Raw genomic sequence first — 17,065 nt, forward strand, 5'->3', positions numbered from 1 at the left:
AAACCATGACACAAAATATTGAGAACTTAGCCGTTACAACAATACGAACTTTATCTATTGATGCTATCAATTCAGCAAACTCCGGTCACCCAGGATTGCCAATGGGCGCAGCACCAATGGCCTATGCATTATGGTCAAAACATATGAACCATAATCCTGAAAATCCAAAATGGTTTAACCGTGATCGATTTGTTTTATCAGCCGGACACGGATCTAGCTTATTATACAGTTTACTTCATTTAGCAGGGTTTAACGTCACTATTGATGACTTAAAGAACTTCAGAAAATTAAACAGTAAAACGCCGGGACATCCTGAATTTGGCCATACTTCTGGTGTAGAAGCGACAACAGGACCATTAGGACAAGGGATTGCTAATGCTGTTGGAATGGCGATGGCAGAGGCACATCTTGCAGCGAAATTTAATAAAAAGAATTACCCTGTCATTGATCATTATACATATGCTTTAGTAGGTGACGGAGACCTCATGGAGGGGATATCCTATGAGGCTATGTCAATGGCTGGACATATGAAACTAGGTAAATTAATCGTCCTATATGATTCAAATGATATTTCCCTTGATGGTGATTTGAACGTTTCTTTTTCTGAAGATATTGAGAAAAGAGCAGAATCTGCTAAATGGCACTATATAAGAGTGGAAGATGGAAATGATCTAGAAGCAATCTCAAACGCAATCAACCTAGCAAAAGAAAATCCCCATCAACCAAGCATTATTGAGGTCAGAACGATTATTGGGTATGGAAGTCCGAAAGTAGCGGGTAGCAATAAAGCACATGGCGCACCGCTAGGGCTTGAGGAAGCAAAGGCAACGAAGCAAGCTTATGGATGGGAATATGAAGAGGACTTCTTTGTTCCAGAAAACGTGAAAGCTCACTTTGAGGATTTAAAGAATAAGGGAATAGATGTTGAGGAAAAATGGAATGATTTATTCCGTTCGTATCAACAAGAATACCCAGAATTAGCTGTCCAACTAACGGATGCGATACAAGGAAAAGTTCTAATTGATGCAAACGACATTTTAACCTTTGAAACAGGTAAAGGTGTTTCCACCCGTGTCGCTAGTGGAGAAGCGATTAACCATTACGTAAAATCAGTTCCTGCCATTTTTGGAGGAAGCGCAGACCTGTCTGGATCTACTATGACAGACATTAAGGGAGAACAAATTTTTGCGGTAGAATCCTATGGTGCTCGAAATGTGTACTTTGGTGTAAGGGAGCACGCAATGGGTGCAGCTGCAAACGGTATGGCCTATCATGGTGGGGTGAAGCCTTTCGTAAGTACATTCTTTGTATTTAATGATTATCTTCGTCCGTCTATCCGTCTGGCAGCACTTTCGAAACTTCCAGTCACATATGTATTTACACATGACTCAATTGCTGTAGGTGAGGATGGTCCTACACATGAGCCAGTTGAACATTTAGCAGCGCTTCGTTCAATTCCTGGGCTTACAGTGATAAGACCAACTGATGCTAACGAAACAGCAAGTGCTTGGGCATATGCTCTTCAACAGACGGAAGGCCCAGTTGCGTTGATTTTAAGTCGTCAAAACCTACCGGTATATAACGAAACAAGAGCAAATCTAGAAAATGTTTCAAAAGGGGCTTATATTCTAACTGAAACAAATTCAGCTCCAGAGGTTATTCTAATTGCGACAGGCTCTGAAGTGTCATTAGCCGTAAGTACAAAAGAAGAGCTTGAAAAAGAAAACAGATCTGTTCGAGTAGTAGCAATGCCAAGCTGGGAATTATTTGATAAACAACCATCTGATTATAAAGAAGCCATACTTCCATCATCCATTTCAAAACGAATTGCAATCGAATCTGGGATCTCAATGGGATGGGAACGATTTGTTGGTACGGAAGGAAAAATCGTATCAATTGAATCATTTGGTGCTTCGGGAGCAGGATCTGAAGTTATGGAACAGTTTGGTTTTACTACTGAAAACGTAATTCAAATAACAAAAAATCTATTACACTCTTAAAAATACAACATTATTGGAGGAATACAGCATGAAAATTGGATTAATAGGTTTAGGAAAAATGGGTTTAAACTTAGGACAAAATCTTATCGATAATAATCACGAAGTAGTGGCATATGATGTGAACCCAAGTGCTGTGGATGAAATGAAGAAATATGGAGCTTCTGGGGTATCAAGCTATAAAGAACTAGTTGAGTCATTAGAGAAGCCAAGAATTATCTGGATTATGGTCCCCCATTCAGTTGTAGATTCTGTCATTGATGAAGTCGCACCATTTCTAGAGAAAGATGATATTGTGATTGAAGCTGGAAATTCTCACTATAAGGAATCTATCCAACGCTATAATGATTTAAAGAAAATTGGCGTACGATTCATGGATGCTGGTACTTCAGGCGGAATGGAAGGGGCACGAAATGGTGCTTGCTACATGATCGGAGGCGATCCGGAGGCGTGGGAACAGGTTGAACCTATTTTCAAAGATACAGCTGTAGAAAATGGTTTCTTGTATGCAGGAAAAGCAGGAAGCGGCCACTTCTTAAAAATGGTTCATAATGGCATCGAGTATGCAATGATGGCTGCGATAGGAGAAGGTTTCGAAGTGTTGGAGAAAAGTGAGTTTGATTATGATTATGAAAAAGTAGCAAGAGTGTGGAATAACGGTTCCGTTATTCGTTCTTGGCTCATGGAATTAACAGAGAATGCATTTTCAAAGGACGCTAAATTGGATGAAATCCAAGGAATCATGCACTCTTCAGGTGAGGGGAAATGGACCGTTGAAACAGCTTTAGATTTACAAACAGCTACTCCAGTTATTGCGATGTCGCTATTGATGCGCTACCGCTCATTAGAAAATGATACTTTTACAGGGAAAGTTGTAGCCGCATTACGAAATGAATTTGGTGGACATGCTGTTGTAAAAAAATAATGTAAATGGGGGAAATGAAAAATGAAATTCTTTATAGATACTGCTAACCTAGATGATATTAAAAAAGCGTACAAAATGGGTGTTTTATCTGGTGTCACAACAAACCCATCACTTGTTGTAAAAGAAGGCGTAAAATTCGAAGACCGCATCGCCGAAATCCTTCAAGCAGTGCCAGAAGTAGAAAGTGTATCTGCAGAGGTTTCTCCAAGTGCCGAAACTGCTGAAGAAATGATAGCTGAAGCGGAAGAGCTTCTAAAAATAAACGGTGGTGACAAAAACATCACAATCAAAGTACCAATGACTGTAGCTGGATTAGAAGCAACTCGTTATCTTTCTAAAAAAGGTGTTAAAACGAACGTTACATTAATTTTCACAATGAACCAAGCTCTATTAGCAGCTCGTGCTGGGGCAACATATGTATCCCCATTCTTAGGTCGTCTTGATGACATTTCTGAAGATGGTGTACAGCTTGTTGAAAGAATCGCTGAGCTATTCCGTGTTCACAACCTAGATGCTCAAATCATTGCTGCATCTGTAAGACACCCAGACCACGTTACTCGTGTAGCATTGGCTGGTGCTCATATCGCAACTATTCCGTACTCTGTAATTGAGCAACTTACTAAGCACCCACTTACAGATCAAGGCCTTGAAAAATTTGCTGCTGATTGGAAATCTGCACTGTAAAAAATGTTTGAAGACATTACAACTAGAATAGAGGGATTCTATTTACGGTAGTCCCTCTCTACATAAATTTTAGGAAGAATAGGAGAAATATATATGTCTATTACTTTTGATTATTCTAATGCGTTATCATTCATGCAGGAGCATGAGGTTGAATATTTAAGTGAATTTGTAAAGGTAGCACATGATATGCTTCATGAGAAAAGAGGACCAGGTTCTGACTATCTTGGTTGGGTTGAATTACCGTATAACTATGACAAAGAGGAATTTGCTAGAATTAAAGCAGCTGCTGAAAGAATTCGTAGCAATTCAGATGCTTTGGTTGTAATCGGAATTGGTGGTTCATACCTTGGTGCAAGGGCTGCAATCGATGCGCTCTCACATACATTCCATAACCAAATGGATGACAAAACAGAGATTTATTATGTTGGACAAAATATAAGTGCTACATATATTTCACACTTATTTGATGTACTTAAGGATAAAGATATTTCAGTTAACGTTATTTCAAAATCTGGTACAACAACAGAGCCTGCAATTGCTTTTCGTATCTTCCGAGAGTATATGGAGAAAAAGTATGGAAAAGAAGAGGCGAGAAAACGTATCTACGCAACAACAGATCGTGCAAAAGGTGCTTTAAAAACTCTTGCAGACGAAGAAGGGTATGAAACCTTTGTTATCCCTGATGATGTTGGCGGCCGATACTCCGTATTAACAGCGGTAGGGTTATTGCCGATTGCTACAGCGGGGCTAGATATTGATAAAATGATGGCCGGTGCTGCAGCTGCAGCAGAAAAATATAGTAATCCTAACTTGGCCGAAAACCAAAGCTATCAGTATGCAGCAGTTCGAAACGCACTTTATCGAAAAGGGAAATCTATAGAACTATTGGTTAACTTTGAACCATCTTTACATTACGTATCTGAATGGTGGAAACAATTATTTGGAGAGAGTGAAGGGAAAGACCAAAAAGGACTTTACCCAGCTTCAGTTGACTTCTCTACTGATCTGCATTCGATGGGACAATATGTTCAAGAAGGTCGCAGGGACCTTCTTGAAACAGTTGTAACTGTAAAAGAACCTAAGCTTGATATTACGATTGGTGAGGAAGCGGCTAACCTAGATGGCTTAAACTATCTAGCTGGAAAGACAATGGACTATGTGAACAAGAATGCAGCACAGGGTACGGTATTGGCCCATGTGGATGGAGGCGTCCCTAACCTGTCTGTAGAGCTCGATAGACTAGACGAATTTACATTTGGAGAGATGGTTTACTTCTTTGAAAAGGCTTGTGGAGTTAGTGGTTTATTAATGGGCGTAAATCCATTTGATCAGCCTGGAGTAGAAGCATATAAAAAGAATATGTTTGCGTTATTAGGTAAACCTGGCTATGAAAAAGAAAGAGCTGAATTGCTAGAGCGTATTTCTAAGTAGGGTGACTATATAAGAGGATGCTATATATCTGTGTATTGCATCCTCTTTTCTATGTCAAAAAAAATACTGCTTGATCAAGCAAGCAGTAAGAGTTTAATCATCATAACCAGTTATTAGCCCAATCCTCAACAGTTTTTAATGCCTTTCCCAATTCATGTCCCTTTTTTGTTAGTGAATATTCCGTTCGTACGGGACGATCCGTAATCACGTTTCGAAGGACTAATCCGCAATCTTCAAGTTCTTTTATCCGTTCGTTAAGCATTCTTTTACTTAAATCAGGAATCGAGGAATGTATTTCACTAAATCGTTTTGGTTCCTCCATTAAGGTATGAATGATCAACCCCATCCATTTTTTTCCGATCATATGATATAATTCTTCAACCTTTGAGCATTCTCTTTCTTGAATAACTTTATCTATCATGACTATACACCTCCTATATCAGTAATCATCTATATACACAAAAAGTAACAAGGTAATGTAATGTTTAATAAAATTATATCCTAAATAGACCATTATAAAAAGGGAATATTATGAATGAATTGTGACAATATTAAAGGGATAATAGTAATGAAACTATAGAAAAATAATAAGCTGCTAGTTATTTATATTTATAGTTACTTGTTGACTAAAAGTAACCAATATTGTAATATAGGTTACATAAAGTAACCTAAAGTTTTCACCCAATAAATACACTAGGGGAGATTGATAATGATGCAAATATTAGACGCAAAAATGATTGATACCAAGTCGGGATTGGAAACGTATTTAGATATCCAAAAAAATGTCCATGTTGCCGATCTACACATCCCAACAGAAGACAGTCCTTTTTTCGATATTAAGATAGGAATTGAATATTATCGTTTGATAGACCAGAACTATTATGATAGCCAGGTCAACTACTTTTGGATAAGAATACATCCAGAGATGAATACAATTGCTTTATTAGAACCTGAAATACAAAACATTTTTAGTATTAAAGATGTGAATGAAAGAGTGGCAACGAAAAAATTAATTGGTGAATGGTTAATTAACACAAATGCTTTTAAATCTTCAATAAAAAATCTGATTGAAGAAAAGAAATCTGAAAATGTGGTAACAGAAAAAGACATTCGAGAAACATTACGCACCATTGAATTATTAGAAAAGACACTTGAACTGAAAACAGAGGATATATTAAAGGCTGAAGTCAAAAAAGCTAGTTAGTTATTGACACATGCTTTTTAATATATTACAATTATCTTGAATTCGAGATATTTTAATTAAAGATTCTTTTGAGGAGGTGCAATATGGCGAAAAAATGCTCAAACCAACCATTTTTAATTTTGATGCAAACATCTAGAGCGATCCAAGAAAGAATCAGAGACGATATGATGAAAAATAACTTAAGCATAACTGAATTTTCGGTTCTAGAAGTGCTTTTTCATAAAGGTAAACAAACCATTCATCAAATTGGAAAGAGCATATTGATTACAAGTGGTTCAATGACATATGTAATCGATAAATTAGAACAAAAAGGATTATTAAAGCGCAGTGCTTGTCCAGATGATCGACGAGCGATACATGTATCGTTAACGACTGCTGGAAGTGAATTGATGAATAGAATTATGCCTGAACATGAGGATTGTGTGGATAGTATTTTTGATTCACTAAATTCTCAGGAAGTAGATACTCTGATAGACCTACTAAAAAAAGTAAAAGAAAAGGTGGAAGATTAAAGGTCAATTTAGTATTGACATTTTTTTAGAAGTAATATCTTGAAATGAAGATACTTAAATTAAAGATAAAAGATAAGAATTGAATGATTTTAAAAACTGAAATTGAATTTATTAGATAAAAAAACGATTAATAGGAGTGAGACCAAAATGGGTAAACAGACAATGGGGATTCATCATATAACTGCAATAGTAGGTCACCCACAAGAGAATGTAGATTTCTATGCAGGTGTTTTAGGATTACGTTTAGTTAAAAAGACAGTGAATTTTGATGACCCAGGAACATATCATTTGTATTTTGGGAATGAAGGTGGAAAACCAGGAACAATTATTACATTTTTCCCTTGGGCAGGTGCTTATCAAGGAAGAATTGGTGATGGTCAAGTAGGTGTTACTTCTTATGTTGTACCTAAAGGAGCATTGGATTTCTGGGAGTCAAGATTAGAAAAATTTAATATTCCTTTCACTAAAATAAAGCGTTTTGGAGAAGAATATCTGGAATTCGATGATCCACATGGATTACACCTTGAAATCGTCGAGAGAGAAGAAGGAGAAATCAATAATTGGACATTCGGAGAAGTAACCCCTGAAGTTGCAATAAAAGGTTTTGGTGGAGCGACTTTGTTTTCATCCCATCCAGATAAAACTGCAGAATTACTAGAAAAAGTAATGGGTCTTGAATACGTAGATAAAGAAGCAGATTTTGTCCGTTTTCGTTCTTCAGCTGACATAGGAAATATCATAGACTTAAAGGTGGTTCCAACTGGAAGAGGACAAATGGGCGTTGGAACAGTTCACCACATTGCATGGAGAGCAATTGACGACAAAGATCAATTGGATTGGCAGAAATACGTTGCAGAAAATGGATATGGTGTAACCCCTGTACAAGACAGAAATTATTTTAATGCGATTTATTTTAGAGAACACGGAGAAATTTTATTTGAAATTGCAACAGATCCTCCTGGATTCGCACATGACGAATCACATGAAACAATGGGAGAACAACTAATGTTACCTGCACAGTATGAACAGTATAGAGAGCAACTCGAACATAGTTTGATTCCAATTCAGGTGAAAGAATTAGATTAATTAGCAAATTATGATGAATGGAGAGAATGAGATGCAAAAAACATCTGGTATCCATCATATAACGGCAATGGTCAACGATGCCCAAAGAAATATTGATTTTTATGCAGGTGTACTTGGACTTAGACTTGTTAAAAAAACCATAAATTTTGATCGACCAGAGGTATATCATCTGTACTTTGGAAATGAAACTGGAGATCCAGGAACCGTTATTACCTTTTTTCCATGGCCCAAACAGCTAAAAGGTCGAATTGGAATGGGGCAAGTAGGGGTTACAAGCTACTCTATACCTACCGGATCATTGGAATTTTGGGAAGAACGTTTGCAAAAGTTCAGTATTGATTTCACGTCATCCATCCGCTTTGGAGAAAGATATGTAACATTTAAAGATCCAGACGGTCTTGAACTTGAACTAATTGAAAGAAAAGAAGGACCAACTAATCATTGGAGTTTTGGCGGGATAAAAGTCGAGAATGCAATAAGAGGTTTTGCTGGAGCAACATTACTTTCCGCACAACCCAATAAAACGGCAGAAGTACTTGAGAATGTATTAGGTCTAACATGTATTGGTGATGAAGAGGGTTTTCTTCGATTCAAGTCCGATGGCTTACTAGGAAATGTCATTGATATTAAGTTAACCCCTTCAGTTAGGGGCCTTATGGGAGCAGGAACAGTTCACCATATCGCATGGAGAGCAAAGGATGAAGAGGATCTTCTCCGATGGAGAAAGCTCCTTCAAGAAAAAGGCTATTATCCAACAGAAGTAAGGGATCGACAATATTTCAAAGCTATTTAATTTCACGAAGAGGGAGGCATTCTTTTTGAAATAGCAACAGACCCACCTGGGTTTTCGGTAGATGAGTCAAATGTTGAACTAGGTGAAAAACTTATGCTTCCTGCATGGCTTGAGTCAAAACGAGAAGAATTAGAAGCAACCTTACCACCTGTTAAGGTTCGCGTATTGGAAGGAGAGAAATAATGAAACACATATTTAACAAGGGTAAAAATCCTGAAAAACCTACATTGTTATTACTTCACGGTACGGGAGGTAACGAATTAGATTTGTTACCTCTCGCAGGAAGAATAGATGATGAAGCATCCGTATTAAGTGTTCGTGGCAATGTCTTGGAAAATGGTATGCCTCGATTCTTTAGAAGATTAGCAGAGGGTGTTTTTGATATAGAAGACCTTATTTTCAGAACAAAAGAATTGAATGAGTTTCTTGATGAAGCTGCGGTGAAATATGAATTTGATCGAAATAACATCTTAGCAATTGGATATTCAAATGGAGCAAATATAGCAGCTAGTCTATTGTTTCACTATCAAGATGCATTAAAAGGGGCGATTCTTCATCACCCCATGGTTCCTCGAAAAGGGATGGATCTTCCAGACCTAACTGGAACATCCATCTTTATCGCTGCGGGGACAAACGATCCAATTTGTTCGCCAATGGAATCAGCTGAATTAAAATCTATTCTTGAAAATGCACATGCAAATGTAGAAATTCATTGGGAAGATAGAGGCCATCAGTTGACGGTAACGGAAGTAGAAGCTGCTGCACAATGGTATAAAGATTTATAACTAAAATAGATTTATGGAGGAAGAAAGAATGGTACAAAAAAACGAAATTGGAGCACTTATTTTACGAATCACACTGGGAATACTCTTTCTAATACACGGGGTAGTGAAATTCCAAGGAGGAATTGAGAATACTGTCGGATGGTTTGAAAGTATTAATATACCTGGATTTATGGCATATGTTGTTGCTTTACTTGAAGTAATTGGGGGTATAGCGCTTATCATTGGATTTGCTACTAGACTTGTATCTATTTTAATTGCTCTATTAATGATTGGGGCAACACTTACAGCAAAACTTCCAGTTGGCTTACTAGGGAATGGCCAAATGGCAGGATATGAATTAGACTTAGCGTTTTTAGCTATAGCAGTTTACCTTGCAATTAATGGAAGTAAGCTATTATCCATAAGTCGTTTGTTATTTAACGAAGATTCAAATGAGATAAAAAGAGCCGCTTAAATGTAGAAGTACCCGTTGACCTATATAGAGTAGATGGAAATTGACAATTTTGGCTTTTTACTATATGTTTATCTTGAATTCGAGATATATAGAGGTGAGATAAATGATTCAAAGATATCCGGCAGCATCTAGGTACTCTGTTAAAAATGATTGGTTAGAGAGCAATCTTAGTTTTTCATTTGGTGAGTACTATGACGAGGAAAATATCCATTTTGGTCCACTTCGTGTTTTTAATGATGACACCGTACAAGCAGGAAAGGGATTTGGTATTCATCCGCACAGGGAAGCGGAAATTGTTTCGATTGTATTGCGTGGTCAACTAAAGCATGAGGACAGTCTTGGAAATAGTGGGATCTTACAATTTGGAAATGTTCAGCGTATGACTGCTGGAACTGGTTTACTCCATTCTGAAGTGAATCCTTCTCTAGAAGAGGAAGTAAGCTTTTTACAGCTCTGGTTCAAATCTACTGAAAAGCAATTATCTCCTTCCTATGAGGATATTACTTATAATCCTGATGATATGAGGAATAAATTGTTACCCATCGTTTCCACAGCTCCAACCAATGGAGCAGCGAAAATTCATAGCGATGTTACATTATACTTATCCAAACTGGATGCAGGAGAAGAGATCTTCTATCAACAAGAACAAGGAAGAAAGATGTATGTTTTTGTGATTGATGGGGTGCTTGTTTTAAACAATGACGTTGTTGTTGGAAAAAGAGACAGTGCACGTATAACTGAACTAAATGAACTCACGTTAAAATCAACAAAAGAAACCTTCTTTTTATTGATAGATTTGGGTGGTGCCTAATATGTTATTAATTCGTCATTCGATTGGAAGCCGACTCTTTTATCAAACAGAAGAATATGAGATTCATCCAGAGCAAGACAAGTGGGTCATATCTCTTAAAATTTCCGATGAAGGTGCCAAAGAGGTCATTAAATTTAAAGAGGAATTGAATCTGTTTGATGTCGAAGAGAACCAAAAGACTTGGTATTATTCATCAGATGGTAATGTTGAGTTTAGTATGGAAGAGTCTACAATTACGATTACTGCAGACCATAAAACTATCTATCCAGTTTAATAAAAGGTATACCACGAAGTGAAAAAACGATAATTGATAGAAATAATAATAACTTGAAAGGGTGCTTTGTAATGGCAAAAATCGGTATTATTCTAGGGAGTCTTCGAAAAGAATCTTTTTCAAAAAAAATCGCAAATAATGTAGCTTCATTGTTCCCGGAAGGATATGAAGCTGAAATTGTAGAGATTGGAAATCTAGCTTTGTATAATCAGGATTTCGATGATGAGAACAATGTACCAGCAGAGTATACTGCATTTCGCAACAAAATGAAGGAAATTGATGCTGTCTTGTTTATAACCCCAGAGTATAACCGCTCTGTACCAGCTGTCTTAAAGAATGCATTAGATGTGGGGTCTCGTCCTTATGGAGCAAGTGTTTGGGATGGAAAACCGGCAGCCATTATTAGCCAATCTCCAGGAAGTTTAAGTGCTTTTGGTGCAAACCATCATTTGCGACAATCTCCCAATAGTTCAACAACCTGAGGCGTATATTGGGAATGTTATTAGTTTATTGGATGATGAAGGTAAGATCAAGGATGAAGGAACGGTTGAGTTTTTACAATCCTTTGTGAATGCATTTGTTGATTTAATAAGAAGATATCAAAACTAATATTGATTACTTGAAAAAATTATTCGCTTCTCAACCCGAAGGTTTACCAATACTTCTTTGGTAGAACATCGGGTTTTTTTGTGTCCAGTTCAGTTCATTTTACATAAATCAAATTTTTTTGATTTATTAATTGCATTTTATTGGAATTTAAATTAAGATTTAAATATCAAAAAAGTTTGATGAAAGGAGGATATCAATGGAGGCAGTCAAACCAACATTTCAACAATATGAAAAAAAGTTTAAAGCCCTTGCTGATCAAAAGAGGCTAGAAATCATGTATGAGCTTTGTCAACGGGGTCAAACGTGTGTATGTGATTTAACAGAAACCTTTGGGATTTCACAATCAAAACTATCTTACCATCTTAAAATTTTATTAGATGCAAATTTAATTGTTAAACAAACAAAAGGAACATGGAGTTATTACGATCTAAATGAGAATGAAGTAAACGGCTTACTCTCTGAAGAACTTTGTTGTATTTTTAGAAAAACGGGCAATAAGGCAGCACAAAACAGCTGTTGCTAATTTTAACTTTTAAATCAATTTTTTTTGATATAGGGGAATAACATTTGGGAGGGCTTTTATATGAAATATGTTCACGTGGGAATTAATGTAACGGATTTGGAAAAGTCGATTGAATTTTATAAAAAGGTGTTTGGGGTCATGCCTGTTAAAACGAAAAATGATTACGCTAAATTCTTAGTAGAAGAGACAAGATTGAATTTTACGTTAAACGTGAAGAATGAAGTAAAAGGTAATCAAGTTAATCATTTTGGGTTCCAAGTTCATAACGCTGAAGAAGTCATTTTTCATAAAGAAAGATTAGAAAAAGAGGGATTCTTTGCTCGTGAGGAGATGAATACAACGTGTTGCTATGCGCTTCAAGATAAATTTTGGGTTACAGACCCAGATGGAAATGAGTGGGAGTTCTTTTATACAAAAGAAGAAAGTGATATGAAACAAGATGTAAAAGATACTTGTTGTGTTAGCTAAAAAAATCAATGGTTTTCCATATCAAATATAATTTACATCCAAGAATTTCATTCTGTTAATTGGAGGTTCAACTGTTGTCAACAACATTGGTATTAGCACTTATTATTTTTATTGCAACATTAATTTTAGTTATTTGGCAGCCCAAAGGTTTAAATATTGGCTGGTCTGCGTGTGGCGGAGCAATCATTGCTTTATTAGTAGGAGTTGTTGGATTTAGTGATGTCTTAGAAGTAATTGACATTACTTGGAACGCAACATTATCTTTTGTTGCAATTATCCTCATTTCATTACTATTAGATCAGATTGGTTTGTTCGAATGGGCTGCACTACATATGGCGAGGATTGCACAGGGAAATGGGATCAGGATGTTTGTCTATGTCAGTATTTTAGGTGCTATTGTTGCCGCTCTATTTGCTAATGATGGGGCTGCATTGATATTAACACCGATTGTCCTTGCGATGGTTCGGAATTTGAACTTCAAAGAAAAAATGGTGTTTCCGTTTATTATGGCAAGTGGCTTTATTGCCGATACCACTTCACTACCATTTATCGTAAGTAACCTAGTGAATATCGTATCTGCCGATTTCTTTGGAATTGGATTTCTTGAATATGCTTCGAGAATGATTATCCCTAACATCTTTTCGCTAGTCGCAACGATTGCAGTTCTACTTATTTACTTCAGAAAAAGCATACCTAAGACATACGACCTATCTAAATTAAGGCAGCCAGATGAGGCCATTAAAGACCAAAAATTGTTCCGCCTCTCATGGTTTGTTCTTGCGGTGTTACTAATTGGTTACTTTATTAGCGAATTTATTAATGTTCCTGTTTCCATCGTAGCAGGAATGATTGCAATCCTTTTTATTCTCATGGCTAGAAGAAGTGAAGCAGTTGATACAAAGGATGCTATTAAAGGAGCCCCTTGGAATATTGTCTTATTCTCGATTGGCATGTATGTAGTTGTTTATGGATTAGGAAATGCGGGACTTACTTCCGTCTTAGCAGGTCTGATTCAAAATGTGGCGGAGGAAGGATTGTTTATTGCTACTGTTTCAATGGGCTTTATCGCAGCACTATTATCTGCGGTTATGAATAATATGCCGACCGTTATGATTGATGCCTTGGCCATTGCAGAAACGAACACGTCAGGATTAATCCGGGAAGGTCTCATTTATGCAAATGTTATTGGTTCGGATTTAGGTCCTAAAATCACTCCAATTGGTTCGCTTGCCACTTTAGTATGGCTTCACATTTTATCCCAAAAAGGGGTGAAAATTTCGTGGGGAACGTATTTAAAAACAGGAATTGTCTTAACGATACCTATTCTATTAATAACGTTAATTGGGCTTTATATTTCACTACTATTTTTCTAAGGAGAATGAGTTATGGCAAAAAAAACGATCTACTTTCTATGCACTGGTAATTCTTGTCGAAGCCAAATGGCAGAGGGCTGGGCAAAACAATTCTTAAATCAGGATGAATGGGAAGTTAAAAGTGCAGGAATTGAAGCACATGGACTTAACCCTAATGCAGTAAAAGCAATGAAGGAAGTTGGAATTGATATATCAAACCAAACTTCGGATATCATCGATCCTGAAATACTTAACAACGCAGAACTAGCTGTTACCCTTTGTGGGGATGCCAAAGATAAATGTCCTGTTACACCGCCTCAAGTCAAACGAGAACACTGGGGATTTGATGACCCTGCAAAAGCAGTAGGAACGGAAGAAGAAAAATGGGCCGTTTTCCAACGTGTCCGTGATGAAATTGGTGAAAGAATCAAACGCTTTGCCGAAACTGGAGAATAGTCTAAATTTGATAGGAATAATATGGTCTTAAAAACTATTAAAATTCAGGGGGAGTTTGCATTGGATTTGAAAGTTGGAGATATCATTCGATTTGAACGGACATTTATAGAGGAAGATGTTGAATTATTTACAAAAGTATCCATGGATGAAGGGGATCACCATATGAACCCTGATGAACTCGGGAGAGTAGTGGTTCAAGGGTTGTTAACTGCTACCTTACCAACAAAAGTTGGTGGAGATTACAATGTATTGGCTCGTACAATGAATTTTGAGTTTTTTAGACCTGTCTTCACTGGGGATACCATTAGTTGTAAAGTAACGATCGAAAAATTGGAACGGAAAGATAATAATAGAATATCTATTATGGCAAGTTTCCTATGCATAAATCAAATGGAGAAACAAGTATTGAGCGGAAATTTTGCGGGAGTAATAGTAGGTTAACATTCACTTGATTTGCTTCGAGGGAGATTCCAGAAAAAATTAAAGGGGCAATCTTTTAATATGACAGTAAAAATGAAAAAATGTAATCTTGAAGATTTACAAACACTCCAAGAAGTAAGTATTGAAACCTTTAATGAAACCTTTAAGGAACAAAATTCACCTGAAAATATGAAAGCCTATTTGGAAAAGGCATTTAACTTGAAACAATTGGAAATGGAATTATCCAATACATCGTCACAATTCTTTTTTGTCCATTTTAATACCGAAGTCGCTGGATATTTGAAAGTCAATATCGATGATGCTCAGTCAGAAGAAATGGGTAATGAATCCCTTGAAATTGAGAGGATTTACATAAAGAATAAATTTCAAAAACATGGACTTGGTAAAGTGTTGTTTAATAAGGCGCTGGAAATGGCATTGGATTTTAATAAGAACAATATCTGGCTAGGCGTTTGGGAGAAAAATGCAAATGCTATTGCCTTCTATAAGAAAATGGGGTTTGTCCAAACAGGAGCCCATTCTTTTTATATGGGGGATGAAGAACAGACGGATTTTATTATGCTGAAAACACTCTAATTAACAATTCGGAGGAAACGAATAAATATAGAAATAGTCAAAATCAGGTTGGAACCGTTAAGGGGCCAATCTTTTTTATTTGGCAATAGATGTTTATAAAATTATAAATAAACACGAATGAATATATAAATTACGAATGAAATGTTCGTATTTTTGTTGACTGACCCTGGAATTTATTGATAAAATGTACCTCTAAAAGGAAAAATGCTTATGAACCTAATGGAGGTGCGTTAGAGAAATGTCATCAGTTGTCGTAGTTGGATCACAATGGGGAGACGAAGGAAAAGGAAAAATCACGGACTTTTTATCAGAAAATGCCGAAGTAGTTGCACGTTATCAAGGTGGAAACAATGCGGGACATACGATTAAATTTAGCGGTGAAACCTATAAGCTGCATTTGATTCCATCCGGAATCTTTTACAAGGATAAAATCTGTGTTATCGGCAATGGAATGGTCGTCGATCCGAAAGCACTCGTGCAGGAGATGAATTACCTACATGATAAAGGAGTGACTCTAGATAACTTGAGGATCTCTAACCGCGCCCATGTCATCTTGCCTTATCATGTAAAATTGGATGAAGTCGAAGAGGCGAGAAAAGGTGAAAATAAAATTGGCACGACGAAAAAAGGCATCGGGCCAGCCTATATGGACAAAGCTGCTCGTATTGGGATTAGGATTGCAGATTTGCTGGACCGCGAAGTATTTGAAGAAAAAGTAATACGTAATCTGGAAGAGAAAAATCGGTTATTTGAAAAGCTATATGAAACCGAGGGCTTTAAACTTGAGGATATCCTTGATGAATATTATGATTACGGCCAAATGATTGCAAAATATGTATGTGATACATCTGTGGTTTTGAATGATGCTTTAGATGACGGTCGACGTGTCCTCTTTGAAGGAGCACAAGGGGTTATGCTTGATATTGACCAAGGAACCTATCCGTTTGTTACGTCTTCTAATCCAGTTGCAGGAGGGGTAACAATTGGTTCTGGAGTAGGGCCAAGTAAAATCACTCATGTTGTTGGGGTATGTAAAGCTTATACAACAAGAGTTGGTGACGGTCCATTCCCTACAGAGCTTAATAATGAAATTGGCACTCAAATACGAGAAGTCGGTCGTGAGTACGGAACAACGACAGGAAGACCACGACGAGTTGGTTGGTTTGACAGTGTTGTCGTCCGTCATGCCCGACGAGTAAGTGGCTTAACCGATTTATCACTGAACTCAATTGATGTGTTAACAGGGATTGAGTCGCTAAAGATTTGCGTTGCTTATCGTTATAATGGGAAAGTGATGGAGGAATTTCCGGCAAGCCTAAAAATATTAGCTCAATGCGAGCCAGTATACGAAGAACTTCCGGGCTGGACAGAAGAGATTACTGCCTGCAAATCACTGGAAGAACTGCCAGAGAACGCAAGACATTATGTCGAAAGAGTTTCTCAGTTGACTGGTATACCATTGTCAATCTTCTCGGTTGGCCCAGATAGAATTCAGACAAATGTCGTCCGAAGCCCATGGCGTCAAAGCTAATCGGAAAAGGAAGCCTAGAGCTTCCTTTTTTAAATTTGGCTGTTTTTTTCAAAAATGACACGTGCTAAAAAAATGTCTACCATTCTAATGCAGACTGATTGCTACATTGGACAATAAACAATTAAAATATAAAATAAGTTTCCCATCTAGGGA

General features: G+C 37.0%; 20 protein-coding genes and 1 pseudogene. 20 read left to right on the plus strand and 1 reads right to left on the minus strand.

All coding sequences use genetic code 11. The features are described from left to right. The first annotated feature begins 5 nt into the window (after positions 1–5). The 4 genes from tkt (at position 6) to DZB84_RS19400 (ending at position 5,037) form a co-directional block, all read left to right on the plus strand. Positions 6–2,000, plus strand: coding sequence for a transketolase (gene tkt / locus DZB84_RS19385; protein ID WP_116353967.1), 1,995 nt, complete (start codon positions 6–8; stop codon positions 1,998–2,000). 28 nt (positions 2,001–2,028) lie between these two features. Further along, positions 2,029–2,922, plus strand: a complete 894-nt coding sequence (gnd, locus tag DZB84_RS19390) for a phosphogluconate dehydrogenase (NAD(+)-dependent, decarboxylating) (RefSeq protein ID WP_116353968.1) — start codon at positions 2,029–2,031, stop codon at positions 2,920–2,922. A 21-nt stretch (positions 2,923–2,943) separates the two neighbouring features. Continuing rightward, on the plus strand, positions 2,944–3,606 hold the full coding sequence (fsa, locus tag DZB84_RS19395) for a fructose-6-phosphate aldolase (protein ID WP_116353969.1): 663 nt from the start codon (positions 2,944–2,946) through the stop codon (positions 3,604–3,606). Between the two features lie 93 nt (positions 3,607–3,699). Next, positions 3,700–5,037, plus strand: a complete 1,338-nt coding sequence (locus tag DZB84_RS19400) for a glucose-6-phosphate isomerase (RefSeq protein ID WP_116353970.1) — start codon at positions 3,700–3,702, stop codon at positions 5,035–5,037. Between the two features lie 100 nt (positions 5,038–5,137). Here DZB84_RS19400 and DZB84_RS19405 read toward each other — a convergent pair whose 3' ends face one another. Then, the gene (locus DZB84_RS19405; protein WP_116353971.1) at positions 5,138–5,458 is read right to left on the minus strand and encodes a winged helix-turn-helix transcriptional regulator; all 321 of its coding nucleotides are present in this window, start codon (positions 5,456–5,458) and stop codon (positions 5,138–5,140) included. A 288-nt stretch (positions 5,459–5,746) separates the two neighbouring features. On the opposite strand from DZB84_RS19405, the gene DZB84_RS19410 reads away from it, so the two are divergent. From DZB84_RS19410 to DZB84_RS19485, 16 genes and pseudogenes are all read left to right on the plus strand, one after another. Further along, positions 5,747–6,241, plus strand: coding sequence for a hypothetical protein (locus DZB84_RS19410; RefSeq protein ID WP_116353972.1), 495 nt, complete (start codon positions 5,747–5,749; stop codon positions 6,239–6,241). 83 nt (positions 6,242–6,324) lie between these two features. Next, complete coding sequence (locus DZB84_RS19415) at positions 6,325–6,753, plus strand: MarR family winged helix-turn-helix transcriptional regulator (protein WP_116353973.1); 429 nt, start codon at positions 6,325–6,327, stop codon at positions 6,751–6,753. 147 nt (positions 6,754–6,900) lie between these two features. After that, entirely contained in the window at positions 6,901–7,839 is a 939-nt protein-coding gene (locus DZB84_RS19420; RefSeq protein ID WP_116353974.1) for a ring-cleaving dioxygenase, read from the plus strand. Positions 7,840–7,870: 31 nt separating this feature from the next. Next, positions 7,871–8,815 (plus strand): annotated as a pseudogene (locus DZB84_RS19425) (ring-cleaving dioxygenase). Then, positions 8,812–9,417 carry an alpha/beta hydrolase gene (locus DZB84_RS19430; RefSeq protein ID WP_189655314.1) on the plus strand — a complete coding sequence of 202 codons (606 nt, stop codon included), beginning with the start codon at positions 8,812–8,814 and terminating at the stop codon, positions 9,415–9,417. Before DZB84_RS19425 ends, DZB84_RS19430 begins: the two are co-directional and overlap by 4 nt. Positions 9,418–9,445: 28 nt before the next feature. Then, positions 9,446–9,871, plus strand: a complete 426-nt coding sequence (locus tag DZB84_RS19435; protein WP_116353976.1) for a DoxX family protein — start codon at positions 9,446–9,448, stop codon at positions 9,869–9,871. A gap of 103 nt (positions 9,872–9,974) precedes the next feature. Next, the gene (locus DZB84_RS19440) at positions 9,975–10,682 is read left to right on the plus strand and encodes a pirin family protein (protein ID WP_116353977.1); all 708 of its coding nucleotides are present in this window, start codon (positions 9,975–9,977) and stop codon (positions 10,680–10,682) included. A 1-nt stretch (position 10,683) separates the two neighbouring features. After that, positions 10,684–10,956 carry a hypothetical protein gene (locus DZB84_RS19445; RefSeq protein ID WP_116353978.1) on the plus strand — a complete coding sequence of 91 codons (273 nt, stop codon included), beginning with the start codon at positions 10,684–10,686 and terminating at the stop codon, positions 10,954–10,956. A 71-nt stretch (positions 10,957–11,027) separates the two neighbouring features. Further along, a complete protein-coding gene (locus DZB84_RS19450) occupies positions 11,028–11,438 on the plus strand; it encodes an NADPH-dependent FMN reductase (protein WP_486187569.1) in 411 nt (136 codons plus the stop codon). 323 nt (positions 11,439–11,761) lie between these two features. Further along, positions 11,762–12,088: an ArsR/SmtB family transcription factor gene (locus DZB84_RS19455; RefSeq protein ID WP_116353979.1), complete on the plus strand. Its 327-nt coding sequence runs from the start codon at positions 11,762–11,764 to the stop codon at positions 12,086–12,088. Between the two features lie 60 nt (positions 12,089–12,148). After that, on the plus strand, positions 12,149–12,556 hold the full coding sequence (locus tag DZB84_RS19460; protein WP_116353980.1) for an ArsI/CadI family heavy metal resistance metalloenzyme: 408 nt from the start codon (positions 12,149–12,151) through the stop codon (positions 12,554–12,556). A 74-nt stretch (positions 12,557–12,630) separates the two neighbouring features. Continuing rightward, complete coding sequence (locus DZB84_RS19465) at positions 12,631–13,929, plus strand: arsenic transporter (protein WP_116353981.1); 1,299 nt, start codon at positions 12,631–12,633, stop codon at positions 13,927–13,929. Between the two features lie 12 nt (positions 13,930–13,941). Further along, positions 13,942–14,364: an arsenate reductase (thioredoxin) gene (gene arsC, locus DZB84_RS19470; protein ID WP_116353982.1), complete on the plus strand. Its 423-nt coding sequence runs from the start codon at positions 13,942–13,944 to the stop codon at positions 14,362–14,364. A gap of 60 nt (positions 14,365–14,424) precedes the next feature. Further along, the gene (locus DZB84_RS19475; RefSeq protein WP_116353983.1) at positions 14,425–14,805 is read left to right on the plus strand and encodes a hotdog domain-containing protein; all 381 of its coding nucleotides are present in this window, start codon (positions 14,425–14,427) and stop codon (positions 14,803–14,805) included. A gap of 60 nt (positions 14,806–14,865) precedes the next feature. Then, positions 14,866–15,381 (plus strand): spermidine/spermine N(1)-acetyltransferase, encoded by a 516-nt coding sequence (paiA, locus tag DZB84_RS19480; RefSeq protein ID WP_116353984.1) that lies wholly within the window; start codon positions 14,866–14,868, stop codon positions 15,379–15,381. Between the two features lie 238 nt (positions 15,382–15,619). After that, positions 15,620–16,912 (plus strand): adenylosuccinate synthase, encoded by a 1,293-nt coding sequence (locus DZB84_RS19485; RefSeq protein ID WP_116353985.1) that lies wholly within the window; start codon positions 15,620–15,622, stop codon positions 16,910–16,912. Positions 16,913–17,065 lie beyond the last annotated feature (153 nt).

The sequence above is a fragment of the Bacillus sp. HNG genome (assembly GCF_003400205.1).
In the GTDB taxonomy this organism is placed as follows: Bacteria; Bacillota; Bacilli; order Bacillales; family Bacillaceae_L; genus Ferdinandcohnia.